The 26,160-nt window shown below is 43.1% G+C and carries 20 protein-coding genes and 2 riboswitches; of the genes, 16 read left to right on the forward strand and 4 right to left on the reverse strand.

The window, feature by feature from the left end:
* Positions 1-19 precede the first annotated feature (19 nt).
* The 9 genes from C1A12_RS17365 to C1A12_RS17405 all read left to right on the forward strand — a co-directional run bounded on the left by C1A12_RS17365 (position 20) and on the right by C1A12_RS17405 (position 9,213).
* Entirely contained in the window at positions 20-1,666 is a 1,647-nt protein-coding gene (locus tag C1A12_RS17365) for a DASS family sodium-coupled anion symporter (protein WP_101845876.1), read from the forward strand.
* Positions 1,667-1,679: 13 nt separating this feature from the next.
* Complete coding sequence (locus C1A12_RS17370) at positions 1,680-2,867, forward strand: MFS transporter (protein ID WP_101845878.1); 1,188 nt, start codon at positions 1,680-1,682, stop codon at positions 2,865-2,867.
* 188 nt (positions 2,868-3,055) lie between these two features.
* A riboswitch (SAM riboswitch) is annotated at positions 3,056-3,164 on the forward strand.
* 118 nt (positions 3,165-3,282) lie between these two features.
* A complete protein-coding gene (locus C1A12_RS17375) occupies positions 3,283-4,017 on the forward strand; it encodes a phosphoadenylyl-sulfate reductase (RefSeq protein ID WP_101845880.1) in 735 nt (244 codons plus the stop codon).
* A complete protein-coding gene (locus C1A12_RS17380) occupies positions 4,014-5,081 on the forward strand; it encodes an inorganic phosphate transporter (protein ID WP_101845882.1) in 1,068 nt (355 codons plus the stop codon). Before C1A12_RS17375 ends, C1A12_RS17380 begins: the two co-directional genes overlap by 4 nt.
* Positions 5,081-6,229, forward strand: coding sequence for a sulfate adenylyltransferase (gene sat, locus C1A12_RS17385; protein ID WP_101845884.1), 1,149 nt, complete (start codon positions 5,081-5,083; stop codon positions 6,227-6,229). Before C1A12_RS17380 ends, sat begins: the two co-directional genes overlap by 1 nt.
* Positions 6,230-6,246: 17 nt before the next feature.
* Entirely contained in the window at positions 6,247-6,840 is a 594-nt protein-coding gene (gene cysC, locus C1A12_RS17390; RefSeq protein ID WP_101845886.1) for an adenylyl-sulfate kinase, read from the forward strand.
* A 27-nt stretch (positions 6,841-6,867) separates the two neighbouring features.
* Positions 6,868-7,629: a uroporphyrinogen-III C-methyltransferase gene (cobA, locus tag C1A12_RS17395; RefSeq protein ID WP_101845888.1), complete on the forward strand. Its 762-nt coding sequence runs from the start codon at positions 6,868-6,870 to the stop codon at positions 7,627-7,629.
* A 17-nt stretch (positions 7,630-7,646) separates the two neighbouring features.
* Entirely contained in the window at positions 7,647-8,399 is a 753-nt protein-coding gene (locus tag C1A12_RS17400; protein WP_101845890.1) for a sirohydrochlorin chelatase, read from the forward strand.
* Between the two features lie 19 nt (positions 8,400-8,418).
* A complete protein-coding gene (locus tag C1A12_RS17405; RefSeq protein WP_159462220.1) occupies positions 8,419-9,213 on the forward strand; it encodes a uroporphyrinogen-III synthase in 795 nt (264 codons plus the stop codon).
* 39 nt (positions 9,214-9,252) lie between these two features.
* On the opposite strand, the gene C1A12_RS17410 is transcribed toward C1A12_RS17405, so the two are convergent.
* Positions 9,253-9,861, reverse strand: coding sequence for an NAD(P)-binding protein (locus C1A12_RS17410; protein ID WP_159462221.1), 609 nt, complete (start codon positions 9,859-9,861; stop codon positions 9,253-9,255).
* A 442-nt stretch (positions 9,862-10,303) separates the two neighbouring features.
* On the opposite strand from C1A12_RS17410, the gene C1A12_RS17415 reads away from it, so the two are divergent.
* From C1A12_RS17415 to C1A12_RS17435, 5 genes are all read left to right on the forward strand, one after another.
* The gene (locus C1A12_RS17415; RefSeq protein ID WP_101845896.1) at positions 10,304-11,188 is read left to right on the forward strand and encodes a macrolide 2'-phosphotransferase; all 885 of its coding nucleotides are present in this window, start codon (positions 10,304-10,306) and stop codon (positions 11,186-11,188) included.
* Between the two features lie 40 nt (positions 11,189-11,228).
* A complete protein-coding gene (locus C1A12_RS17420; protein ID WP_101845898.1) occupies positions 11,229-13,004 on the forward strand; it encodes a helix-turn-helix domain-containing protein in 1,776 nt (591 codons plus the stop codon).
* A 127-nt stretch (positions 13,005-13,131) separates the two neighbouring features.
* On the forward strand, positions 13,132-14,310 hold the full coding sequence (locus C1A12_RS17425; RefSeq protein WP_101845900.1) for a hypothetical protein: 1,179 nt from the start codon (positions 13,132-13,134) through the stop codon (positions 14,308-14,310).
* 19 nt (positions 14,311-14,329) lie between these two features.
* Entirely contained in the window at positions 14,330-15,571 is a 1,242-nt protein-coding gene (locus C1A12_RS17430; RefSeq protein WP_101845902.1) for an amidohydrolase family protein, read from the forward strand.
* A gap of 5 nt (positions 15,572-15,576) precedes the next feature.
* Positions 15,577-16,869, forward strand: coding sequence for a Zn-dependent hydrolase (locus C1A12_RS17435; RefSeq protein WP_306417019.1), 1,293 nt, complete (start codon positions 15,577-15,579; stop codon positions 16,867-16,869).
* Positions 16,870-17,045: 176 nt separating this feature from the next.
* Here the strand turns inward: C1A12_RS17435 and metH are convergent, their stop codons facing one another.
* Both metH and C1A12_RS17445 read right to left on the reverse strand, forming a co-directional pair.
* Positions 17,046-20,501 (reverse strand): methionine synthase, encoded by a 3,456-nt coding sequence (metH, locus tag C1A12_RS17440; protein ID WP_101845906.1) that lies wholly within the window; start codon positions 20,499-20,501, stop codon positions 17,046-17,048.
* Positions 20,464-22,344 (reverse strand): bifunctional homocysteine S-methyltransferase/methylenetetrahydrofolate reductase, encoded by a 1,881-nt coding sequence (locus tag C1A12_RS17445; protein ID WP_101845908.1) that lies wholly within the window; start codon positions 22,342-22,344, stop codon positions 20,464-20,466. Before C1A12_RS17445 ends, metH begins: the two co-directional genes overlap by 38 nt.
* Positions 22,345-22,423: 79 nt before the next feature.
* A riboswitch (SAM riboswitch) is annotated at positions 22,424-22,529 on the reverse strand.
* A gap of 424 nt (positions 22,530-22,953) precedes the next feature.
* Here C1A12_RS17445 and C1A12_RS17450 point away from each other — a divergent pair.
* Both C1A12_RS17450 and C1A12_RS17455 read left to right on the forward strand, forming a co-directional pair.
* Complete coding sequence (locus C1A12_RS17450; protein WP_101845910.1) at positions 22,954-24,330, forward strand: YjiH family protein; 1,377 nt, start codon at positions 22,954-22,956, stop codon at positions 24,328-24,330.
* Positions 24,331-24,359: 29 nt separating this feature from the next.
* Positions 24,360-25,679 carry an aspartate aminotransferase family protein gene (locus C1A12_RS17455; RefSeq protein ID WP_101845912.1) on the forward strand — a complete coding sequence of 440 codons (1,320 nt, stop codon included), beginning with the start codon at positions 24,360-24,362 and terminating at the stop codon, positions 25,677-25,679.
* Between the two features lie 38 nt (positions 25,680-25,717).
* On the opposite strand, the gene C1A12_RS17460 is transcribed toward C1A12_RS17455, so the two are convergent.
* Positions 25,718-26,152 (reverse strand): universal stress protein, encoded by a 435-nt coding sequence (locus tag C1A12_RS17460; RefSeq protein WP_101845914.1) that lies wholly within the window; start codon positions 26,150-26,152, stop codon positions 25,718-25,720.
* Positions 26,153-26,160: the final 8 nt, after the last annotated feature.

The following is a 26,160-nucleotide window of genomic DNA, read 5'->3' on the forward strand; positions in this document are numbered from 1 at the left end:
GGAATTGGAGGAGTTTCAGATGCAGAATCAATCGCTGTTAAAAAACTACTGGAATCGTCTTTGGCAGATGCATGAAGAAGCCAAGGATTTAATGAAATTTACTGTAAATGGCAATTCGGAGAATCTTACTGAAGAGAAGCAGGCGGACTCGGAGGATACGAATGGTTCTCAGCCGCCGTTTGATACCCGGCAGAAAATAGGGCTATTTTTAGGGCCAATTTTGTTTGCGCTTACATTGATGTTCTTTGAACCGGAGGGACTTTCCCAAAGTGCGGTAGCTATTTTGGCAAGTACGTTATGGATCGCTACATGGTGGATTACGGAAGCCATGCCTATCCCGGCTACATCCTTGCTCCCCTTAATCTTGTTTCCCCTTACCGGCGGTTTGAATGGGGGAGACACAGCTTCTTCCTATGGGGACAATACTATTTTCCTGTTTATGGGTGGTTTTCTGATCGCATTATCGATGCAGAAATGGTACTTGCATAAGCGGATTGCATTATTTATTATTTCGTGGATTGGCACGAGCACAGAACGAATCGTGCTGGGTTTTATGGTAGCTACGGGGTTTTTATCGATGTGGATTTCCAATACTGCCACAGCTATGATGATGGTGCCCATTGGTCTGGCTGTAATCTATCAGTCCTCTGAACAGCTCGAAAAATCTGGTGAAGGCAGCATAGACCATTCTTCTTTTAATTTTGGAAAAGTAACCATGCTTGGTATTGCTTATAGTGCTTCGATTGGAGGATTGGCAACATTAATTGGAACGCCTCCTAATACACTATTTCGAGGAGTAGTGGAAAATCAATACGGAATTGAAATTTCCTTTTTAGATTGGATGGCTTTTGGCGTACCGCTGACAATTATATTTATGGGGATTGCCTGGATTTACCTTGTGAAAATGGCCTATCCCATGAAAATGAAAGAGCTTCCTGGAGGAAGAGAAGTGATCAACAAAGAGCGCAAATCCCTGGGAGCTATGTCTTCAGAGGAAAAAGCTGTCATGACAGTCTTCACTTTAACGGCGTTAGCCTGGATTCTGCGTTCCTTCGTATTAGTTGAGATTAATGAAAATATTGACGACACGGTTATTGCTATGACTGCCGCATTAATTTTATTTCTTATCCCATCTAAAAATAGAAAAGGAGAATTTATCCTGGACTGGGATACGGCTAAAGGACTTCCCTGGGGGATTCTCTTATTGTTCGGTGCAGGTTTAGCAATCGCTGCCGGCTTTGAAGAATCCGGCCTGGCTGAATGGATAGGCACGCAGCTTACCATCTTAGAAGGAGTCAGCTTCATTCTAATTCTGGCTACAGTGATCGCTCTCGTCATTTTCTTAACTGAGATCACTTCCAACACAGCTACAGCAACCATGATGTTCCCGATTATGGCTTCGCTTGCTGCAGCAATTAACGTGCATCCTTACAGTTTAATGATAGGAGCAGGGGTGGCAGCCAGCTGTGCGTTTATGCTGCCTGTTGCAACGCCTCCGAACGCTGTTGTATTTGGTTCAGGTTATTTAAGAATACCGGATATGGCGAAAGCTGGTTTCCTTCTTAACGTATTTGCTGTTATTCTTGTCACGATTGCGATTTTCCTCTACCTGCCTGCAGTCTGGGGAATTGACTTAACAACGTTCCCGGAACAGTTTAGAGAGTAAGGTGACCAGCAGCATGAGTTCACACCTGAAACCATATACTCCTAAAGAACCAGCATTTTGGCAAGTTACAATTGCTTTAATGCTGGCTTCGTTATTAGTATTTTCAACTCTATATGTTTTTCAGCCGCTGCTTCCTGTTTTTGCTCGTGAATTCCAAGTAACAGCGACACAATCGAGCTTTCTTATGTCTTCCACTGTGATTTCCATGGTAGTCGGCTTGTTCATATTAGGATTTATGGCGGATCGCTACGGGCGGCTCCGGCTTATGCATGTCTCTTTAGGAGTAACGGTTTTGCTGCTGGCAGTAATGCCGTTCACTCCTTCTTTTGAAGGTTTAGTCCTGCTTCGGTTCCTGCAAGGGTTCTTCTTAGCCGGTGTTCCTGCAGCGGCAATGGGTTATTTAGGGGAAGAAGTAAATGCAAATGATCTTGGCCTTGCCGTAACCTTATATATATCAAGCAATGCACTAGGTGGAATGGGAGGCAGGGTAGTTTCAGGCTATGTAACTGATATTCTTGATTGGAACACAACCTTGCTCATTATGACTGGCTTCGGCGTACTTACAACGATTCTTTTTATAGTACTGCTTCCTAAAGAAAGGTTTTATGAAAAGCAGGAAACCCTTTTACGTGAAGATCTTAAAGGGATGCTTGTGCATTTAAAAGATAGGAATATGCTTGCTTTATTTCTAATGGGGCTGCTGTTACAGCTTGTTTTCACTGCCATTTGGACATATCTGCCCTTTTATTTGCAGAATGATCCTTTTAACTGGTCGTTGAAGTCGATTTCTTTTACGTATTTAGCTTATGGATTAGGTGTGCTGGCTCCTCCTTTAGCCGGCAGACTATCAGCGCAGCTTGGCCTTTCTAAAGTTATGCTTGCCGGCTTAATTTTACTCATTACCGGCGTTTGGATGACGGGGGTTCCTCTTACTGGGGTCATCCTGTCTGGGTTAGGAATAGTATGTATGGGATTCTTTGTTGCTCATTCAATGGCCGCTGCTTTAGTAAGCAAGATAGCTTCTCATCATCGCAGCGGAGCCTCTGGTTTTTATTTGATCAGCTATTATATTGGTGTAGCTGTAGGAAGCACGGCTATAGGAGCGTTGTGGGAGAACTTTATGTGGTGGGGAGTGATATCTGTTAGTTTTGTCTTTTTATTAGTTATGGCCTGCCTTCCTGTTTACAAAAAAATGGCTTAACTTTTCACCTGTAAATTAGTGAGAGATCATTTTTTGATCTCTCAAAAAATTTTTTTATTTTTTTAAAACTGACTAAAACACTAGGAATAAAAGGGTTTGTGGCGTTGAGAGGCGCTAAATCGGTAAAAAACCCCTTTGACAGCTTTACTTTCATGATGTATATTTCCATTTAATCACATAATAATTTTTTCTTATCCAGAGAGGTGGAGGGACTGGCCCGGTGAAACCTCGGCAACAGACTTTTTGAAAAAAGTACTGTGCTAACTCCAGCAGGCATCATCGCTTGATAGATAAGAAGAGCAGAGATCGGTTTTCTCATCCTCTTCTTATACCCAATAAAAGAAGAGGATTTTTTATTTCACGTTGATTCGAGAGGCAGCTGACCCTGCTGCTTCATATAGAGGAGGACTTCACAATGAAGCGAGATATCATCACTTATGAATCTTTTGTTCAGGATCCGTTTGGTAATGTTCAGCCCGAGGATGGAACAAAGGGAGCTTTAACTATATTAGACTGGGCATACAACACGTATGAAGACATCGTTTATGCATGCAGCTTTGGAGCGGAAGGAATTGTATTGATCGATTTAATTTCCAGAGTAAAGAAAGATGCGCACATTGTTTTTCTTGATACCGCTGTTCACTTTGAGGAAACCTACGAGTTAATTGACCGCATTAAGGAGCGGTTTCCAGATTTAAAAATCACAATGAAGAAACCTCAGCTGACGCTTCAGGAACAAGCTGAAAAGCATGGAGATCAGCTCTGGAACTCAAACCCGGATCACTGCTGCTACATTCGCAAAATCAAACCATTAGAAGAAGCGCTTAGTGGTGCGACGGCCTGGGTCTCAGGACTAAGACGGGAGCAGTCACTAAGCAGGAGTAAGACAGATTTCGTCAACAAAGATGAACGCTTCCGATCCATTAAGATCTGTCCATTAATCCATTGGACGTGGGATGATGTATGGGAACACATTAAAGACAATAATCTTCCTTACAACGAACTCCATGATAAAGGCTATGCGAGCATAGGCTGCATGCCGTGTACTTCGCCTTCAGATGATCCTAACGATCGATCAGGAAGGTGGGAAGGATTCGGAAAAACAGAGTGTGGGCTCCACACAGTAGCAAGTCAGGATAGTCACTCATGACGCTCATCCTATTGAGCTTCATCATCACCTATTTCTATGCGTTTAATGTTGGCGCCAGCGGTTCAGCGGCTACGATGGGGATTGCGTATGGAGCTCAAGTTATTAACAAGAAATGGGCTGCCCTGCTTTTAAGCGGGGTTGGATGCTTATTTGGCGCATTATGGGGGGGCGAAGTAGTAGAGACAATTGGAAAGGGGCTGCTTTCGGAAAACAGTCTTACGGTTGAAGCAGCAGCTATTATTCTATTTGTCTCTGCTGTCACCTTATTTGTTACGAATCTAATCGGCATCCCGCTGTCTTCCAGTGAAGTAACCGTCGGCTCCATTGTTGGTGTTAGCATCTCACTGCAGCAGCTGTTTGTAGGGAAGTTATTCGATATTGTGTTGTTCTGGATCTTTGTACCATTGACGGCTTTTTTTCTTACTTTTCTTTGCGGGCTCCTGAAAGAACGAATCAAGCCGAGAAAATTAAAGTCAAAAAAATTAACGGCGGTTCTCTCAATCTTGTTAATAGTTACGGGGTTCCTCGAAGCTATTGCAGCCGGTATGAATAATGTAGCCAGTGCGGTTGGACCGCTTGTAGGCGCAGATGTATTAAACAAAAGCACAGGGCTGATAACAGGGGGATTATTCATGGCTTTTGGCGCTCTGCTTTTAGGAGGCCGGGTGCTAGAAACCAATGGCAAACGGATTTCCCATCTTTCGCTCTCTGACGGGGTAGTGATTTCCGGAACATCCGGTTTTTTAGTGATCGGTGCCTCATTATTAGGAATACCGATTCCTATGACTCAAGTGACAACTTCAGGAATTGTCGGAGCAGGAGCTGTAAAGGACTGGCGTGGGATTTGGAAAAAGAAAGTGATCCATCAAATTGCCAAGGTATGGGTTACTTCCCCCCTGATTTCCCTTGTATTCGCTTATTGCTTAACAGAGATCTTTTTAATGTCAAAGGTATCTACTGTTCTTATCATTACAAGCGGAATTTTTGCTACACTGGTACTCACTAATTTCGGCAGAGCATCAATTGTTAAGAAAACGAGACACCCACTCAAGGAGGAATTTTAATAATGCCCAGTCAGCCGCATGGAGGAGCTTTAATTAACCGCATCGTAGAATCGGCAAGTCTGCCCCAAAAAAGCATTTCAAACGATATCGAATTAGATCAAATTGCGGTGAGTGATCTGGAACTGATTGCCAATGGAGCTTACAGTCCGCTCACAGGATTTTTAAAAAAAGAAGATTATCTAACAGTAGTACATGATATGCGCTTGTCTAACGGTCTTCCCTGGAGTATTCCGATTACACTTCCTGTAGATGAGAAAAAAGCGAATGAGTTACAGGAAGGAAGCTTAGCGTCCCTTTCTAAAAATGGGGAGGTTTACGGTTGGATTGAGATTGAAGAGATCTATGAAGCCCACAAAGAGGCGGAAGCTCATCATGTCTATCAAACGACTGATCTTGAACACCCAGGGGTAAATAAGCTGTTTGAACGTCCGGATTATTATGTGGGAGGTCCAGTGTACCTGGTACAGCGTCCAAAACGGAACCATTCAGAAGTGTATTACTTAGATCCTGCGGAAACGCGTAAGGAATTTAAAGAACTTGGATGGAACAAGATCGTCGGTTTTCAAACGCGCAACCCCGTACACCGTGCTCATGAGCACATCCAAAAGACGGCCCTTGAAACGGTGGATGGTTTATTTCTCAACCCGCTGGTCGGAGAAACGAAAAGTGATGACGTACCTAGCGAAGTAAGACTAAAAAGCTATCATGTCTTGCTTGACCACTATTATCCGAAAGACAGAGTCTTTCTTTCTGTTTTTAATGCAGCGATGAGATATGCCGGTCCCAGGGAAGCCGTTTTTCATGCGCTTGTAAGGAAAAACTTCGGCTGTACCCACTTCATAGTAGGGCGAGATCATGCAGGAGTAGGGGATTACTATGGCACTTATGATGCTCAAGAAATCTTTTCAAATTTTACGGAAGATGAACTCGGCATTACACCATTGTTTTTTGAACACAGTTTTTACTGCCATACGTGTAAAGCAATGGTTTCCAGTAAAACATGTCCGCACGATAAGAGTCAGCATGTGATTCTGTCAGGCACAAAAGTAAGAGAAATGCTGCGTAACGGAGAGAATCCTCCAGAAACGTTCAGTCGTCCCGAAGTAGCAGGAATTCTAATACAAGGGTTGCAGAGAGTAACTACTTAGTGAAGGAGAGAGAACAGATGAGTACAAATTTAACATGGCATCGCACATCAATAACGAAAGAGGACTACCGGGAGAAGAACAGTCATTCAAGTGGTGTTATTTGGCTGACGGGGTTATCGGGGTCCGGTAAATCTACGATTGCTAACATCGTCAATCAGAAGCTGTATGAAAAAGGATTGCAGACATACGTCCTGGACGGTGATAATGTACGCCACGGATTGAACAAAGATTTAGGTTTCGGCGATCAGGACCGCGAAGAAAATATTCGTCGAGTCGGAGAGGTGGCGAAGTTGTTTGCTGACAGTGGAACCATTGTCCTGGCTTCCTTCATCTCCCCATTCCGCTCAGACCGTGATCAGATCCGTGAGAATTTAGCAGAAGGCGAATTTGTAGAAGTATTTGTCGATTGTCCGCTTGAAGAATGCGAGAATCGAGATCCAAAAGGAATTTATAAAAAGGTAAGAAATGGAGAGATCCCTTCATTTACTGGGATCGATTCCCCTTATGAAGCTCCAGTACAAAGTGAATTAGTGATCCAAACAGAACAAGAAACAGCAGAAGAATCCGCAGAAAAAATCATTCAATTCTTACAGGATAAGAACTGGGTGTAGCGGCTCATCAAACGTGGAGGGGATAACATGACGAAAGTCTTTTTAGTAGGAGCGGGTCCTGGAGATCCAGAATTAATTACAGTTAAAGGGATGAAAACAATTGAAAAGGCGGACGTCATTTTATACGATCGACTCGTTAATGAGGAGCTGCTGGAATATGCATCTGAGGAGGCAGAGCTCATTTTTTGCGGGAAGAAGCCGGACCAGCACACGCTGCGTCAGGAAAATATAAATGAGCTTCTCTGCTACTATGCGTTAAAGGGTAAAGTAGTAACCCGGTTAAAAGGCGGCGACCCGTTCATATTCGGCCGCGGAGGAGAAGAGGCCGCTGTTTTGAGTGAAAAAGGAATCGACTTTGAAATCGTTCCAGGCATTACTTCAGGAGCAGCTGCGCCGGCTTATGCAGGAATTCCGTTGACTCACAGGGAATTAAGTTCGTCAGTGACGTTCGTATCAGGAGTAAGTCCACAGGAGGATGTCGTGGCATATTGGACAAATTTAGCCCATCATAAAGGCACGTTATGTATTTACATGGGGGTGAAGAAATTCCCTTACACCTGTGAACAGCTTATTAACCATGGAATGGATCCCGACATGCCAGTTGCCATTATTCACTGGGGAACGACTGAAGAACAGAAAACGATCACAGGAACATTAGCGACCATCCATAAACGGCTGCATGAAGTATCGAATCCTTCCATGATCGTCATAGGGGAAGTCGTAAAGCTGCGTGAAACCTTGAAATGGTTCAAGGAAGATACCATTCCTGCAATATCATCAGTCATTTAATAAGAAGGAGAATCGGCATGCAAGGAGTACTTTATGTTAGTCATGGTACACGATTTGAAAAAGGCAAACAGCAAGCGATTGACTTTTTAACGGACATACAGCCCAGCATCGAAGCCCCACTGCAAGAGATTTGTTTTCTTGAAATATGCGAGCCTGATGTGCAGCAGGGAGTCAAAAAACTGGTCGAGGCAGGAGCCACTTCCATTTCTGTGGTTCCTGTTTTGCTTTTAACTGCAGGGCATGCATTAAAGGATATTCCAATTGAACTAAGAAAAGTTAAGGAGACTTATCCATGGCTCGATCTTACATATGGTGAGCCGCTTGGTGTCCAGGAAAGAATCATTGGTGTGGTGGAAGAGCGTATTCGGGAAGCCTCTGATCAGCTGGAGGAGGACACGACCATTTTATTAGTAGGCCGTGGCAGCTATGATCCAGCCACAAGGCGTGATATTGAAACGATTGCGGGCACTCTGGAAAAACGTTTGACCCTTCAGGTAAAAACGGCTTATCTAGCCGCGATTAAACCTAAATTTAATGACATGATTGAAAATTGGCCGCTGCATTCAAAGGTAGTCGTAGCACCTTACCTGTGGTTTGAAGGCCTTCTGACGGAATCTATGAAGAAAAAGGTGCATGAGCTGCAGGAATCTGGAGGAGAAGTTGACCTTTGCCGGCCATTAGGAGATCATAGAAACATAGTGAACGCGTTAATAGATCGCGTTCATGAATCTTTTGAATGTCCATTTGTCGTCGTGGAGGCGGCAGATTGACTTGTTGGAGGCATCTAAATTGACGGCATTAACAGGAAAATCAATTGCCATAGCAGCAGACCGCCAGGCAGCAGCCATAGGTGAACTTGTACACAAACAAGGGGGCACTCCGGTTACGGTCCCTATTCAAGGCCGAAAAGTATTGAACGAGAGAGAAGCTGAAAAAGATGTTAAAAAGCTGATTGGCTCCCATTTTGATTATGTGATCTTAACCACAGGCATCGGCTCTAAAGCACTTGAAGAAGCGGCCACACGAATTGGGGAGCATGAAGCCTACATAGAGTCACTGAGAGAAACCAAACTCGCTGTTCGTGGAAGTAAAACGATAAAGTGGCTGAAAGAGAAGGATTTAAAGCCTTTCATAGTTTCTGAAGATGGGACGATGAAGGAGTTGATTGGAGCCTTAAGTGATTTACAACTTAACGGGGAGAAGGTTTTCCTTCAGCAATATAATAAAGAGGAAGAAAGACTGCTCAATCAATTGACTGCTCTGCCAATAGAGCTATATCAATCTCTGCCATACCATTATATCGAGCCGGAAGAAGAAACTTTACACAAGCTGCAGAACCTAATTATCGACCAAAAAGTAGACGCTGTCGTATTCACAAGTAAAACACAAGTCCAGAATTTATTCGAAACGGGAAGCAGACAATTAAGTGGAGCCTTTGCCGACAAAGTCCTCGCAGTAGCGGTAGGTAGTGTGACTGCTGACGAACTAAAAAGTTATGGCATACATCGTATCGTGGAACCCGCTAAGCCGAAAATGGGTGCCATGATCATTGCCTTAACCAATTATTACAAACAGCAAGCATAAAGAATATCCCATCCCTTTTTCCAAGAGTGGATGGGTTTTTTATTGGGATTGAATGTAAGCAAGCATATGTTGTTGTTTCTCCCGATCAAAAAAGTCTTCAGCTACGAGACGCTTTAGTAAGTCTTTCCTTTCATTTGGAGAAAGGGACGACTGCTTAATTAGCTGACGGGCGTCATATAGAAAGTCTACATATTCTTCATACCTTTCATCGTATTGATGCCCTAAGTTCTCCTTAATGGTAGAAGCTAAGGTTGGGCTCGCCCCATTAGTCGAAACACTGATAGAGAGTCTCCCGCGCTTAAATTGAGTAGGAAACTGCACGTTCCCTTCTTCAGCTTCCTGTACAGAGTTAATCAGACAGTTTTGTGGAGCCGTTTGAACGACTGCCTGGTTCACCGTTGTATCATCGGATGCCGCAACAACAAGAAAGGCATCTGCTGTATCCTCTGGTGAAAACCATTTTTGGAACCAGCGGATCTGTTTATTTCTGTTAAGGGCCTGCAGGTCAGAAGTCACATCAGGACTGATAACTTCAACATCAGCATCCCCTTCTACTAACCTATTCACCCTACGCTCCGCAATCTGACCACCGCCAACAACAACAACCTTCTTCCCCCTAAGATTAACCATCAAAGGAATCACACCCATCCTCATCACCCTCACTTATAAAATCTGTACCCGGTACCATTATAAACGATTTGTGAATTGTGTGGTACCCGGTACAGAAGGGAGAAAGAAGCGTACCGGGTACAGCGAAAGAACTGTGTGGTACCCGGTACAGAAGAGAGAAAGAAGTGTACCCGGTACCAACTGGTGAGGGGGTGTGGTAAGATGGGGGTATCTTATTGAACGGAGGGTTCTTTATGTTATTTTGCAGACTTCGATCCCGTCAAGGGTGCCGCTAACTGAATATAGGGGCGTGTGTCTTTGGATGTACAGGGACATAGGTAAGTCTGCTTGAGATAAGGAACATCAGCATAGAGTGTAGAGTCGTATTATAGAAACTGGCTCTCTATTACATTTTTTATTCTTGAACACGGGCAGACTTGCCTGTGTTTTTCTATTTGCGAAAAAGAAAGGTGAGTGGATTATGTCCAAATCAATGAAGCAAGTGATGGAGCTGGCTGAACAGCACCAATTGTCATTAAGAAAAGAAACGATGGAAGTTAACAATTCAGGTCTCGATTTTCAAGTCGTTTTTGCAAAGGATGTAAGCGGCAGGGAATGGGTGTTGAGGATCCCGAGGCGGAAAGATGTCATCCCAACGGCAAAGAAAGAAAAGGAGATTCTGGATAAGGTAAAAGGGAAACTTTCCGTTCAGGCACCGGTATGGGAAATTTTTTCTGAGGCACTTATTGCTTATCCAAAACTAAGGGGAGTGCCTGCAGGAACCATTGACCCTCAAGCTAAAGCTTACGTATGGGAAATCGATGAAAAAAACATCCCCCATCTCTATCATAAAACGTTAGGGGAAGCTGCTGTGACTCTGCATAATATAAATCTAGTAGAAGATCCAGAAGCGGCCGACTTACGAGAAAAGATGAAAAAGCGTATGGAAAAAGTGAAGAAGACGTTTGGTGTGAGTGATGAATTGTGGCAGCGCTGGCAAACCTGGCTGTCTAAAGATGAATTGTGGCCCAAACATAAAGTTTTTATCCATGGTGACCTTCACCCCGGTCATATTTTAATAGACGAAGAAGCACGGGTGACAGGCTTTATTGACTGGACGGAGGCGCGTATCGATGACCCCGGTAATGACTTTGCGGTTCACCTGGCTGCCTTTGGGGAAGAGGCGCTCAGGGAATTAATTCAGGAGTATGAAGCAGCTGGTGGACGTACGTGGCCGTATATGTTTGAACACATTGTAGAGTTATTAGCTGCCTATCCAGTAGCTATTGCTGAGTTTGCCATTAAGTCTGGGTCAGAAGAATACGAATTGATGGCTAAACAGGCCTTAGGAACAGCGGATAGTTAATACACAGATGGAAATTACATCATGAAGGAGGACATCAAGGTTGGAAACGGAAAAAAGGTTATTGAGCTTAATAAATTCAGTTAGAGTATTAAATTCAACAAGAGATTTATCTGATGTCCTACACCAATTGATCAAAGAGGTCTTACGTGTAATTGAAGGATCAAATGCCAGTGTTTTATTCTTATATGATAAAAAATCGGATGAATTGTATGCTAAAAGTGCTATTGGCTTCGATATGAGTTATTTAAAGGATATCCGGATGAAACCAGGTCAGGGGATGAGCGGTAAGACGTATTCATCCAAAGAGGGACAGGTATTCACCTCTTCCGATGATACATTTGAGGGAATGGCCGACTTAACCTCTCAAACAAAAGAGCTTTATGCACAATCGCTTGGAAGAATGGAATATCCTATGAGCGCTATCTGTGTTCCCCTTATTTCTAATGAGGAGTGTATAGGTGTATTAACTGTCGATATTTATGAAAAAGAAATGCAGTTTGATCAAACAGATTTGCAATTGCTTGAAACTTTTGCAACTCAGGCCACCATTGCGATTGAAAATGCTACGTTATTTTCTCAAAACGAACGGACTCAGCGAATTCATAAGGAACTTTCAAGAGTATTTCTTTCAAAAAGAGGACTTGAAGATATTACAAAAACTCTTGCTTCCCTCATTGATAAAGACATTATAGTATTTAACGAATGGATTGAACCTTTAGCCCTCTCCAACGAGGAAACTACCTCTTACTCTACTGAGTTGAGAAATCTCTTTTCTCAAACACTAAATGAAGTCATCATTAAGGGGGAGGTAGTCTTTCATGAGGTGACCCTGCAAAATCACTATTATACGGTTTATTTCTTTCCAATTAAAACCGAGAAGTTAACCCTGGGTCTGCTCACAGTTGTTGTGGACGAACAAGTAGAACTTGACCCGTTAGATCGGTTTGCAGTAGAGCAGGCGCTGACTATTTTTGCAATGGAAATTGACAGACAGGAAAAGCTGGTTGCGGATGATTTCAGTTATTCTGGAACCTTATTAGAGCAGCTGCTTCATGAGCCGTATGACGAACTGTCTCCTAATCACCCGGTGAAACTTAATTTTCCAGAACGGGCTGATCATCAGTATGTTATAGTTAAACTTTTTATTGAAAATCCCCTGCTTTCTTTTGAAAAACTTAATGAAAAGAAAGCCCATCTGACGAGGTTAGTTTATAGAGAATTGGCTAAGCTTCCATATAAAACACTTGTTCATGATAAAAATATGGAATTGACTTTTATGTTTACTGTGCGGTCTGGGCAGAATGAGGATCTCATTTTTGAAAGGTTATATCAGTTATTCAGCAAAATCATTCAAATTTCACACGAGCAGTTTGGGTTAGATCACTTCGCAGGAATGGGAAAAATGGTTGAAAAACTGACGAATATCAACTATTCGAATCAGGGTGCGGGGCGATGTATTCAGTATTTACAGACCACTGCCGGGAAACAGTCAATCATGTCCTACAGCCAATTAGGACCAAACCGTCTGTTTTTAAAATCAGATCGGAATGAACTGCAGGAATATGTAGATGAGACAATAGGTGAAATTATAACTTATGATCGAAAGCATGGTTCTGAATTACTCAGAACACTTGAAGTCTACTTTGAATCCAACCAGAATATGGTGGACAGTGCTAAATCACTATATGTTCATGTCAATACTATTAAATACCGTCTTCGTACCATTAGGCAGTTATTAAACATTACAACCATTAAGGGAGAAAATGCATTTGAATTGCAATTGGCACTGCGTGCGGCTAATTACCTTTCAATGTAAAATAAAAACAGTATTTGTGCGTAACCGACAAAAATATTTGTTGAAGTTTGTCGGTTGCGCTCATTTTTTATTTGCTTTAATTATCTTATAATTTTGAATAATTAATAATAAGAAAAGGATGTATTATATGCAGCCCATTTATATCGTATTGATTTTAATTGCAATTATTGCTTTAGGGGAAGTGCTCTCTTTGTCCTCAAGAGCGAAGATCCCTACACTGCTAGTAGTTGTGGCAGTAACTTTTTTGTTGTTACAGACAGGAATTTTACCCGAATCATACATCGAAGCCTCTACTCTGGTGGCTGTCGGGGGCGTTCTCGTACCTGTGTTAATCGTTCACCTTGGTACAATGATCCCACTTTCGGTAATTAAATCTCAATACAAAGCCGTGATCATTACATTGATTGGATTAGTGATCTCTGTAGCTTTAATGCTGTCGCTCATTACCTTGCTATTTGATTATAGTACAGCGGTGGCAGGAGCTGGACCGCTAACCGGAGGTATTATTGCTTATATCGTGACAGCGGAAGGATTAACAGAGGCTGGATTTACGGCGATAGCCGCTATTCCTGTCGTTGTATTTGCGCTCCAAAACCTTGTAGGCATGCCGCTTACTTCTACGCTTCTGAGTAAATACGCAGTAAGTATTAGAGATGACTTGTCCAGTAGAGATTCTTCAAACGGAGAAGGGGACTCAGACGGCAGTGCGTTGTTGGGAGCCAATAGTCAAAAGAAGCTTCTCATCCCTGAGAAATTTTTAAGCAGTAATTTTATTTTACTTTTTATGTTATTTATTGGCGGAGCTCTCGCTACATGGCTTGGGGCAGTAACTGGAATTAACTATAGTCTTTGGTCACTTGCTATCGGGGTAGCCGGCGCAGCACTTCGTATTTATCCTGACCGAGCGCTGGATCGCTCGAACAGTTCAGGTTTTGCTATGGTTGCCCTGATTGTAGTAGTGGTAAGCTCGCTGGTGGGCATTACGTTTGAGCAGGTTGTTGCTTCGCTAGTTGCTGTTATTACCATTATTCTAATAGGAACAACCGGGTTAGTGCTAGGCGGAATTATTGGAGGTAAGATCTTTAAATGGAAGTCTACAAAAGCTATACCTGTCGTATTAACGGCAATGTACGGTTTCCCTGGTGATTATCTGATCGTCGAGGAAGTCAGCCGGAGTGTTGGTCGAACAAAAGAAGAAGAAAAAAGGATCATGGATGAATTAGTCGCCCCCATGTTAATCGGAGGGTTCACATCGGTAACAGTTGGTTCTATAGTCATAGCAAGTGTTCTAATCAGTACATTGTAATAAAAAGGAGGAGTTTAGGGTGGCTTACACACTTATTAAAAATGGAACATTAATTGATGGACTCGGAGGCAAACCGTTAGAAGAAGCTTCCGTATTGGTAAAAGACAACCAAATCGTAAAAGTAGGAAAGGATTCATCCATCAACGCTCCAGAAGGCGTAGAAACAATAGATGCAGAAGGTCAATATATATTGCCTGGATTGATTGATACCCATGTTCATATGACAATGGAATTAAAAAATATTCAGGATGCTGTATCGACTCCTTTTTCATATCGATTTTATGAAAGTACTCAATTTCTAAAACGTACGCTGAACACTGGAATCACATCTGTCAGAGACGCCGGTTTTACAGATATCGGGACAAAAAAAGCAGTAGAGGACGGATTGGTCGAAGGTCCCCGCCTGCAAATAAGTATAAACCCGTTAACGATCACAGGAGGCCATGGAGACAATTGGACTCAGTCTGGTGTTGATGCCACCCTCCAAACATATCCAGGTATGCCAGGTGGGATTTGTGATGGTGTAGAAGAAGTCCGTAAAACCGTCCGCCAAATGCTGAGAGCAGGGGCAGATGTTATTAAAGTTCATGCTACAGGGGGTGTGACAAGTCCTACCGACCACCCAGAGTTTACCCAATTTTCCTACGAAGAATTAAAAGTAATGGTGGATGAAGCTTACGACCGGAATGGTGTGAAAGTTATGGCTCATGCTCAAGGGGCTCAAGGCATAAAAAATGCCGTTAGAGCAGGTATCTATTCAATTGAGCATGGGATATATATTGACGATGAAGTGGTTGATTTAATGCTTGAAAATGATACATTCCTTGTACCTACATTGCTGGCACCTGTATCTGTACTTGAATCGGGGGAAAAGAATGACCGAATGGCTCCCTATGCCATTGAGAAATCAAAAGAAGTAATTGAAGCTCACAAAGCAAGTATTGCGAAAGCCTACGAGGCTGGCGTAAAAATTGCGATGGGCACAGATGCCGGAGTGATGGAACATGGAACGAACCTCAGAGAGCTCGGTCTTATGTGTGAGATTGGGATGACTCCTATGGAAGCAATAGTAGCTACAACTAAAACAGCAGCCGAATGCCTGGGATGGGAGAACAAGACAGGAACAGTGGAAGAAGGAAAATGGGCAGATATAATCGTAACGGCGATGAACCCGCTAGAAGACATTCGCTCGTTAGAAAACGCAGACAATGTTACAGTAGTGATGAAAGACGGAAAAATATATAAAAATATAGCAGGGTGATGGAGATGGAATGGAACTTATATGCACAATTAATGGAAGAGTATGATTCTAGTTTAACCTATGACGGGATCGACGGTGAAAGATTAGCTTCAAGATTACATGCCATTTCAAAAATTGGATTAACTCCTGACGGGGGCAGTCAGAGACCGGGATTTTATAAAGAAGAAAAACAGGCCAAAGATTTGGTTAAACAATGGATGAGTGAGGCCGGCCTTACAATTACTGAAGATGGAGCCGGAAATGTATTTGGTAGATTAGAAGGGAAGCAGCCGGGATTACCAGCTGTATTGAGCGGCTCTCATGTAGACAGCGTCCCAAATGGCGGTCATTTTGACGGTCCTCTCGGGGTTCTTTCTTCACTTGAAGTGGTAGAAGCGTGGAATGAAAGAGGATATCAACCCGAACGGTCTTACGAAGTCGTTATTTTCTCGGATGAAGAAGGAGCAAGGTTTAACAACGGTCTTACCGGGAGCCGCGCTATGACCGGGGAAGTTGACCGGGAGATCCAGGAGGGGTTAGTCGACCAAAATGATGTTTCTTTTGGTGAGGCTTTAAAAGAAGTTGGTTTATCTTCAGAGGGATTTTTTAATGCAAAAAGGAACCTGGATGAAGTGTCCCATTTTGTGGAGGTTCACATTGAACAAGGCAAAATTCTGGAACAGAAGAACCTCCCAGCAGGTATCGTGTCAGGCATTGCCGGTCCTTCCTGGCTCGAGATTACTTTTGAAGGGACAGCCGGACATGCAGGAAACACTCCTATGACGGAACGAAGGGACCCGCTTGTAGCAGCGGGGGAGTTTGTCAGTAATATTCACTACCTTCCTAAAGAAGTAAGTCGAACCGCTGTCGCTACTGTAGGAAAACTGAATGTACAGCCGAATGGAGCCAATGTTATCGCAGGAAAAGTTCATTTAATTGTAGACATCCGTGATATTTATGAAGACACAAGAGATCAGTTAGTGGAGTTAGTGACTCAGCAAGCGGACCGGATCGCTGATAAATATGGCGTGACCATGGAAGGAAAGCAGATATTAAAAGTCGCGCCCGTACCTATTGCTCCTAAGTATACCGATCTCTTGCAGCACACCTTTAACAACTTAGGAATGGATTCTCACCTTTTACCGAGCGGTGCCGGGCATGATGCTTTAATTGTCGGCCATCAAATTCCCGTTTCCATGTTGTTTGTCAGAAGCAAAGACGGAATTAGTCATACTCCAGAAGAGTGGTCCTCCCTAAACGACTGCGTCCAAACCGTTCACGTTTTAAAAAGATATATTGAAACCCATATTAATCAATAATCCCTACTCCTGTGCACCCATCGGGTACAGGAGTTTTTTGATGGTACACGGTACAGAAGGAGGAAAGAAGTGTACCCAAGAAGTGTACCCGGTACACAAACAATAAAAAGTGGTACCAGGTACACACTTTTCGCCAAAGTGTACCTGGTACCAAAAATGCTTTGAAAATTGAATTTTTAGTGGACGTTGAAGTATCTGGCTTCGGGGTGAGCGAAGACGATAGCTGTGACGGAGGCTTCGGGTTCCATCATGCATTCCTCGGTAAGTTCCACGCCGATCTGCTCTGGTTGAATGAGCTTAAATAGTTTCTTCTGATCTTCTAATTCCGGGCAGGCCGGGTAACCAAAGGAATAGCGCTGTCCCTGATATTTGGCTGAAAAACGTTCCTGCATGGTGAAATCCACTGCATCTGGGAATCCCCATTTATCACGCATCAGCTGGTGAATATGTTCGGCCAACCCTTCCGCTGTTTCTAAAGCTAGAGCCTGCAGTGCATGACTCTTCAAGTATTCTCCTTGTTCTTTCAACTTAACGGATTGGTCACGTATTCCCTTTCCGGCAGTAACAGAGAAGAATCCAACGTAATCCATTTCTCCACTGTCCACAGATCGCAAATAGTCAGCTAAACAAAGGTACGGATCTCGATTCTGTCTCGGAAAAGTAAACCGTTCGATGATTGTTTGTTGGTCACTTGGGTCGTAAATAATGACGTCGTCTCCATCCGACTGAGCCGGAAAGAACTGATAAAGCGCAGAAGGCTGAATAATCCCTTCTTTTTGAGCTTTTTCAATTAATTCATCAACCACCTCTTTTAAGTGTAGAGCCTTTTCATTTTTCTGTTCCATCAGTTTTGAGAATTTACCTTTTAACCCTAAGTGGTGTCCGATTAACATCTGCATATTAATGTAAGGTTCAATATGGGCAACTGAGTAATTTCTCAATAGATGCTGTTGAAAATCGTGAGGCTTAAATACAGGAACTGTTTTCGATACCGTTGAAACCGGTTTTTCAGCTACAGCGGTGGCGGCTGGCTTTTTGGCAGCCTGTTCTGCGCCTCTCGTTATGGCCTGTTCCTGCTTTTCACGCTGCTCCTCAATCAAGAGCTGGCGGTCTTCTTCATGACTCAGCCTATTCGATAACGACAGGCCGTCCATTGCATCTTTTGCGTAAAACACGGTGCCTTCATACTGGGGAGCAATCTTCGTGTTAGTGAACTTCCGTGAAAGGGCAGCGCCGCCAACTAATATAGGAATGTCAATTCGCTGCTGCTTTAAATCCTGGGCGGTAAGCACCATCTGTTGTGCAGATTTCACGAGCAGTCCGGATAATCCGACGAAGTCCGGGTTTTCATTTTTAATTTGTTCAATTAGTTCGGTGGATGTGACCTTAATCCCAAGATCAACGACATCAAACCCATTGTTACTCAAAATAATATCGACGAGGTTTTTGCCTATATCGTGTACGTCGCCTTTTACAGTTGCCAGTAGGATTTTTCCTTTTTTGTTCGACGTATCATCTTTTTCCATGTGTGGTTCAAGATAGGCAACAGACGTTTTCATTACTTCGGCACTCTGCAGAACCTCGGCAACAATCAGCTGGTTGTCATTAAACAGACGGCCGACTTCAGCCATACCATCCATCAAGGGACCGTTAATAATCTCTAACGGCGTCGGGTAACTTGCCAATGCTTCTTCTAAATCCGGGATCAGGCCTTCTTTCGTTCCTTCGACGACGTAGTGAGCGAGACGTTCTGATAGGCTCATCGTAGCTGTTGGTACTTTTACTTCCTTTTTCTTCCCGCGGTAAAAGGCCGTGAATTTGGCTAATGTTGCATCAGTGGTCTCAAAAAGAAGCTCGTTGGCCTGATCGATTTCTTCCTGGGCGATGGAAGCGAAGCGCTCAAGCTTCTCCGTATTAACGATCGCATAATCAAGCCCGGCTTTTGTACAATGATAAAGATAAACGGCGTTTAGTACTTCTCTTCCAACAGGAGGAAGACCAAAGGATACATTGCTTACACCTAAAACGGTCTGACAGTTCGGAAGCTTTTCTTTAATCATACGAATTCCTTCGACGGTTTCATCAGCAGAGCCAATATACTGTTCATCTCCCGTTCCAACAGGGAAGACAAGGGGGTCGAAAATAATATCCGACTCATTAAGTCCGTAATCTTCAACAAGAATATCCCTTGACCGAACAGCGATCTCAAGCTTGCGTTCTGCTGTAACCGCCATCCCTTCTTCATCAATCGTACCTACGACGACAGCAGCTCCATACTGCTGAACTAGTGGCAGGATTTCCTTGAAGCGGTCTTCGCCGTCTTCGAGGTTAATGGAGTTGATAATGACTTTACCTTGAGAGTAGGTAAGAGCTTTCTCGATAACGTCCACGTCAGTCGAGTCGATAATAAGAGGAACCTTCACTTTATTGATAACCTGTTTCATGAATTCTTCCATATCCCGCACTTCATCACGGTCAGGATCGGCGAGACAGATATCGATCACCTGGGCACCTTTTTTTACTTGTGCCCGGGCTATTTCGGATGCTTCTTCGAATTTCTCTTCAGCAATTAAACGTTTGAATTTACGGGAACCAATAACATTGGTCCGCTCCCCGATAAGAATAGGGCGGTCGTTTTTGTCTTCGTAAATGAAAGGCTCTATTCCAGATACAGCATGAGGGTGACTTGCAGGTGCTTTTCTTGGTGTGAAATCTTTAACGGCATCGGCAAGGGCTTTAATATGGTCAGGTGTCGTTCCACAGCATCCGCCGACTATGTTAAGCCAGCCTTTTTCAGCGAAACCGGCAATTTTTTCAGCCAGGGATTCAGGTGTTTCGTGATAGTTCCCTTCTTCATCAGGGAGTCCTGCGTTTGGATAGCAACTGACACTTGTCGTAGCTAAGTCAGATAATGAGCGAATGTGATCTCTCATAAATTCCGGACCTGTCGCACAGTTCAGCCCCACGACGGCAGGTTTCATATGTTCAAGCGATAGATAGAACGCTTCAATGGTCTGACCTGCAAGCGTTGTTCCCATCGGCTCGATGGTCCCTGACACCATGAGCGGCACTTCTTGCTCAACTTCTTTAAATGCGCGGGAGATACCTAGATACGCCGCTTTTACGTTTAGCATATCTTGAGAAGTTTCCAGCAGCAGAAGATCAACCCCGCCTTTAAGAAGTCCGCGAGCCTGCTCATGGTAAGCATGAGTTAAATGTGCAAAAGTCGTTCCACCGGTGACCGACAGCGTTTTAGTTGTCGGTCCCATCGCTCCGGCGACAAAGCGAGGGCGGTCTTCTGTGGAATGGCGGACAGCCGCTTCTTTAGCAATTTGAGCCGCTTTAATATTAATCTCTTCCGCTAAGTGCCCTAACTCGTATTCATCCAGGACAAGATCGGTAGCACCGAACGTATTCGTTTCAATAATATCGGCTCCCGCCTTTAAATATTCGTCGTGAATCCATTCGATTACACCGGGGGAGGTTAAATTCAAGTATTCATTACAACCATCATAGAGTTCTCCGCCAAAATCATCAGGAGAAAGGTCAGCGTCCTGGAGCATCGTCCCCATGGCTCCATCTAAAACTAGAATTCTATTTGAAAGATGCTGGTGAAATGCTGTCGTTTTCATGGTGAACCTTCCTTTCTGAGCGATGCTGGGTGACTTCTTTTATATATTTCGTTAATTCTACAGTAATTTCATAACGCAGGAATGGTGTAATTAAGTAAATTCCATTAAAAAGCTCCGCTGCTGTATCTATTAATGATTTGGCAATGGCAATTCCTTCAGCCTGAGCAAGGGAGGGGTCATGACTGACTGTTTCCATCCGTTTTCGTATTTCATCTGATAACGTAATTCCCGGTACTTCATTATGAAGAAATTCAGCATTTCTTGAGCTCGTAAGCGGCATAATACCTATATAAATCGGTGCGTCAATGTGCTTTGTGGCCTCATAGACTTCTTCAATCTGTTCTGAGCTGTAAACCGGCTGGCTGATAAAGTAGTCAGCGCCAAACTTTATTTTTTTCTCAAGACGTCCTACAGCCCGGTTAAGGTTACGTACGTTTGGATTAAAGGCTGCAGCTACGGAGAAGTTCGTGTTCATACCGAGTGATTTTCCTGAAAAAGAAATTCCTTTATTAAGTTGTTTAATGTATTGAATCAAATCAAATGAAGATAGATCATACACGGATGTAGCACCTGGAAAATCGCCAATTTTCGTCGGATCTCCGGTGACAGCCAACACTTCAGTAATTCCGAGTGTATGGAGTCCCATTAAATGAGACTGCAGCCCGATTAAATTGCGGTCCCGGCATGCAATGTGGACGAGCGGGTTAATATTATAATTCTGCTTAATAAGGGAAGCGATGGCCGTGTTGCTGATGCGCGGACTGGCCAGGGAATTATCAGCCAGTGTCACTGAGTCGACCCCTGCATCCCTTAAGGCTTGAGCCCCATTCATATATTTATCTGTATTTAATTTTTTGGGAGGGTCAAGTTCCACGATTACAGAAGGGCGCTTGGCTGCTATTTCATGAAGGTGAGGGGTGGTACGGACAGGTACGTCAGGTGTCTCAACTTCAGCAGGTTCACGCTGGACCTTTTTTTGCTGGATCGGTTTTTTACCTTTTACTTCTTCAGCAATGGCTTTGATATGTTCAGGTGTCGTTCCACAGCATCCGCCGATTAAACGAGCTCCTTCCTTATAAAGAGACCGTGCACTTGCTTTAAAATAGCTGGCATCCGTTTTATATACGAGTCTGCCATCCTGGTATGCTGGTAAACTCGCATTCGGATAAGCTGAGAGCACGGCCTTCTTAGGAAGCGGCACCCCTTCTAAGGCTCGAGTCATATGGTAGGGTCCAAGGCGGCAGTTGATACCTGTAACATCAGCACCGATATTCTCCAGAGCTTTTAAGGCATCAGGGAGGGAGGTTCCATCCTGCAGCACACCAGGTTCGTGCATCGATACTTGTGCAATAATAGGAAGCTTAGTTTCTTTTCTGGCAATCTGTACTACGGTTGACAGTTCTTCAAAGTCATAGAAAGTTTCTAATAAAAGACCATCCACCCCTTCAAACAGCATACAGTATAACTGCTCACGAAAACTTCGCTTGATTTCTTCCAGGGAGACTGCCTGTTTACTGATCGCCCGGATGCCTCCAATAGTTCCAACTACATAATTGTGGTCTGCCGCTGCTTGTTTCGCAAGTCTTATCGCGGATGTATTAATTTCTTTTACTTTATCCTCAAGTCCATAACGAGAAAGCTTTACATAATTAGCTCCGTACGTATTCGTTTGAATGACATCAGCGCCTGCCTCGACATACGCTTTATGAACGTTTAAAACCTCAGCAGGATGAGAACGGTTTAATTCCTCAAAGCATTGATCAATTCCATAAGAGTAGAGAAGCGTTCCTAGAGCTCCGTCTCCTACGAGAATCTGAGATTGTAGAGCTTCTTTCAAATTCATACATGTCCTCCTTACTTGAAATACCGATAAAAATAAAAAAGCCTTCTTAAGAAGAAGACTTTAATTTAAATTAATCCTCTCCTTATCTACCAAGTTTAAAAACTTGCTGGAGTTAGCACCATACTGTCAAAACAGTGGTTGCTGAGGCTTCATCGGGCCAGTCCCTTCACCTCTCTCGATAAGAAAGCATATGAAATTTTTCGAAATACATTGTTGCGACTTACGTTACACTAAATGATGAAAGGAATCAAGTGAATATTCTAAATTTTTCGCCCTGTTGACTTTTATGTTGTTGGATTTGGTTTGTTTACTTTAATTTTCCTTTTAACTAGTTATAATTACCCTGATTAAGTTCGACAATATATGACATTTCTGATCATAATGGAGTGAATTTTCACAATATTAAAACTTGTAAACGGATTTCTGTTATAATTTTCAAAAGCCTGCTATAAAGCCATTTACAACCACTATAAAAAGAATACTGGAAATCTATTAACGGCTATTGAATTTTAATGCAGTGGAATGTATGATTAATAAATTGGAACACTTGGATTAAGTACAATGTACTATTAATTTATACAATTTTTATTCATTTATGGGGGTTATATTATGGAAGCGGAAAAAAAGCAAGAACATGTTGCCCAGGGCTATACCTCAGGACAGCTTATTAAATTTTTAGTACCTTCAGTTATTGGGATACTATTATTTCTAGTGCCTGTATCGGTGGATGGTACAGTCACGATAGGATTAGGCATAATGGCAGACGGGCTTCAGGCTGCTATCTCAGAGCAGATTCCTTTATTTATGACAATTGTCCTCTGGCTTTCCGTTTTTGGAGCGTTTGTCATTAAAGCCATTAACAATCCTTCTATACGAAATCATAAATTTTTATCCAGTCTGTTTGATATTGGCGCATTATGGATTATCCTTCGAATCTTAGGAGCCGTATTTGCTACGTTAACGCTTGTTGGGGCAGGCCCCGAAATCATCTCTTCTGAACTGACGGGACAAGTCGTGTTGTTCGACTTAATCCCGGTGTTAATGGTTTGGTTCTTGTTTGCCAGTCTATTTATGCCGCTTCTTCTTGAGTTTGGTTTGATGGATTTTATCGGTACAGTAGTAAGAAAAGTAATGCAGCCCTTATTTAAGCTCCCAGGGCGTTCTTCCGTCGATGCTTTAGCTTCATGGATGGGGAGTGGAACCGTTGGAGTACTGCTGACGACTCAGCAGTACGAAGGAGGCTATTATTCCAAACGTGAAGCTGCTGTCGTGGCAACGAACTTTTCGATTGCTTCGATCGCTTTCAGTTTAGTCATAGCTCGTTTTATCGGAATCGACCATATGTTTGTCCAGTTTTACTTTACTGTAGCTGTCTGTGGAATTGTGGCCGCAGTAATTTGTCCTAGAATTCCCCCGCTTTCTCGAAAAAAGAATACGTATTACGAGCCGGCAGGAAAGCAAATTGATGAAGTCGTTCCCGCTGGTATCTCTAGTTTTCGCTGGGGAGTGGATCAGGCCGTAAAAAAAGCTGATCAAGTTAAAAGTGCAAAAGACGTCATCAGTCGTGGAGTTTTTAACGTTGCAGATATTTGGCTCGGTTTAATTCCCCTCGTTATGGCACTTGGAACAATCGCTCTAATCATCGCGGAGTTTACACCAATATTTACTTATTTATCTTATCCATTCATTCCTTTGTTAACCCTGCTCCAGATTCCTGAAGCTGCAGAGGCAGCTCCGGCGATGATTGTTGGTTTTGCAGACATGTTCTTGCCAGCTGTTGTTGGAGCCGGTATAGAATCTGAGCTTACGCGTTTTGTTATTGGTGTAATGTCTCTTACTCAGCTGGTGTACATGTCGGAAATCGGAATTTTGTTAATCAAGTCCAAAATACCATTGAATCTGTTTGAGTTGTTTGTGATTTTTCTTCAGCGTACAATTGTTACATTGCCGATTGCGGCTCTTATGGCTCATCTATTATTCTTTTAATGTTGAACTCATAGTAGGAGGTTATAGTTGTGGAATACAAATGGAAGCACCTTGTAGATAATATGTCTAATCGTTTAGCGCCGAGTATGGCGAAGGATCATCCGAATCTGCCTGTCGTTAAAGAGGAAGGCTGCTATTATTATGGGGTAAATGGAAAACAATATTTAGATTTTACCTCAGGCATTGCAACGACAAACGTAGGACACCGTCATCCAAAAGTGGTGGAGGCAATTAAGAAAGGAGCCGACCAGCTTGGGCATGGACCTTCAGGTGTCATAATTTATGAATCAATTTTAAATTTAGCCGACCGTCTGGCAGAAGTGATGCCTGGGAATCTGGATTGCTTCTTTTTTGGCAACAGTGGCGCCGAAGCGATTGAGGGAGCAATTAAGCTCGCGAAGCATGTCACACAACGCCCTTATATTGTTTCGTTTATAGGTGGATTCCATGGTAGATCGATGGGAGCCTTAAGTGTGACCAGTTCAAAAAGTAAATATCGTAAATTTCTTCAGCCATCCGGTTCTTACCAGGTCCCGTATGCTCAGGTCGATGAATGTCCTGAAGGCTTGGATCCTGAACAATACGTGGTGGACGAGCTTGAGAAGGATTTCGAAAGATTGTTTGCCCACCAGGTCACTCCTGAGGAAGTAGCGGCTGTTATCGTAGAACCGGTCCTTGGTGAAGGAGGTTATATTGTTCCACCAAAAGCCTGGCTGAAAAAGGTGAGAGAACTTTGTGACCGCTATAACTTACTGCTCATATTTGATGAGGTGCAAACAGGGTTTGGACGTACAGGCGAATGGTTTGCCTCACAGACCTTTGATGTTACCCCAGACATAATGGCCATTGCTAAAGGAATTGCAAACGGTATGCCGTTGAGTGCAACGGTAGCTTCAAATGAACTTATGAAGCAGTGGCCGCTTGGAAGCCATGCGACCACATTTGGAGGAAACCCGATCGCCTGTTCAGCAGCAAATGCGGTTCTTGATGTGATTAAAGATGAGAACTTACTTGAAAATACGAAGAAAAACGGAGCTTACGCAGCCCAAAAGCTTAATGAATTAAAAGCGAAGCACCCTGTGATCGGCCGGGTTCGTTCTGTAGGATTAATGATAGGGATCGAGATTATAGATCCCAAGACAGGAGAACCTAACAGTGAAGGCTTGTTTAAGATCCTGGATGCCGCCCTTGAAAACGGGGTACTTTTCTACTTCGGCGGGAATCAAACTGAAATTATCCGCATGATTCCACCGCTGACGGTTACAAAAGATCAAATTGATACTGGACTGGGAATGTTTGATGCAGCCTTAACAGCTTATGAAGAGGAAATTGGAGCTGTCATTAAATAAAGATAAAGAGCCTGTCTAAAAACGGACAGGCTCTTTACTTACTTAATTACCAGGACAGGACATTTAGCATGCTGTACAACATTGTTGCTCACACTGCCTAAGAAAAATTTCTTCACATTTCCTAATCCGCGGTTACCTATAATAATTAAATCGATGTCGTTCTTATTTGCATATTCGCAAATTTTTATTCCAGGATTGTTTTCACCTTTTCCGACCAAAGCTTCCGTTACAATTGGATGATGAACGGTTTTAAATTCCTCTTTAATCTTCTCTAAATCTTTCTTTAACTGATCGGCCAGCTCAGTTCCAATACTTTCGGACATTTTTGCATTAGTGAATGGTCCTGTCGGTTTGATAACAGAGATGACATGGACTTCAGCTTCGTTGTTGACTGATTCTTTAGAAAGTGCTTCCTGAATCGCTTTTTTACTGAGTTCTGAACCATCATATGCGACCAAAATCTTTTCCTTCATTATAACCA

The sequence above is a fragment of the Halobacillus sp. Marseille-P3879 genome (assembly GCF_900240285.1).
In the GTDB taxonomy this organism is placed as follows: domain Bacteria; phylum Bacillota; class Bacilli; order Bacillales; family Halobacillaceae; genus Halobacillus_A.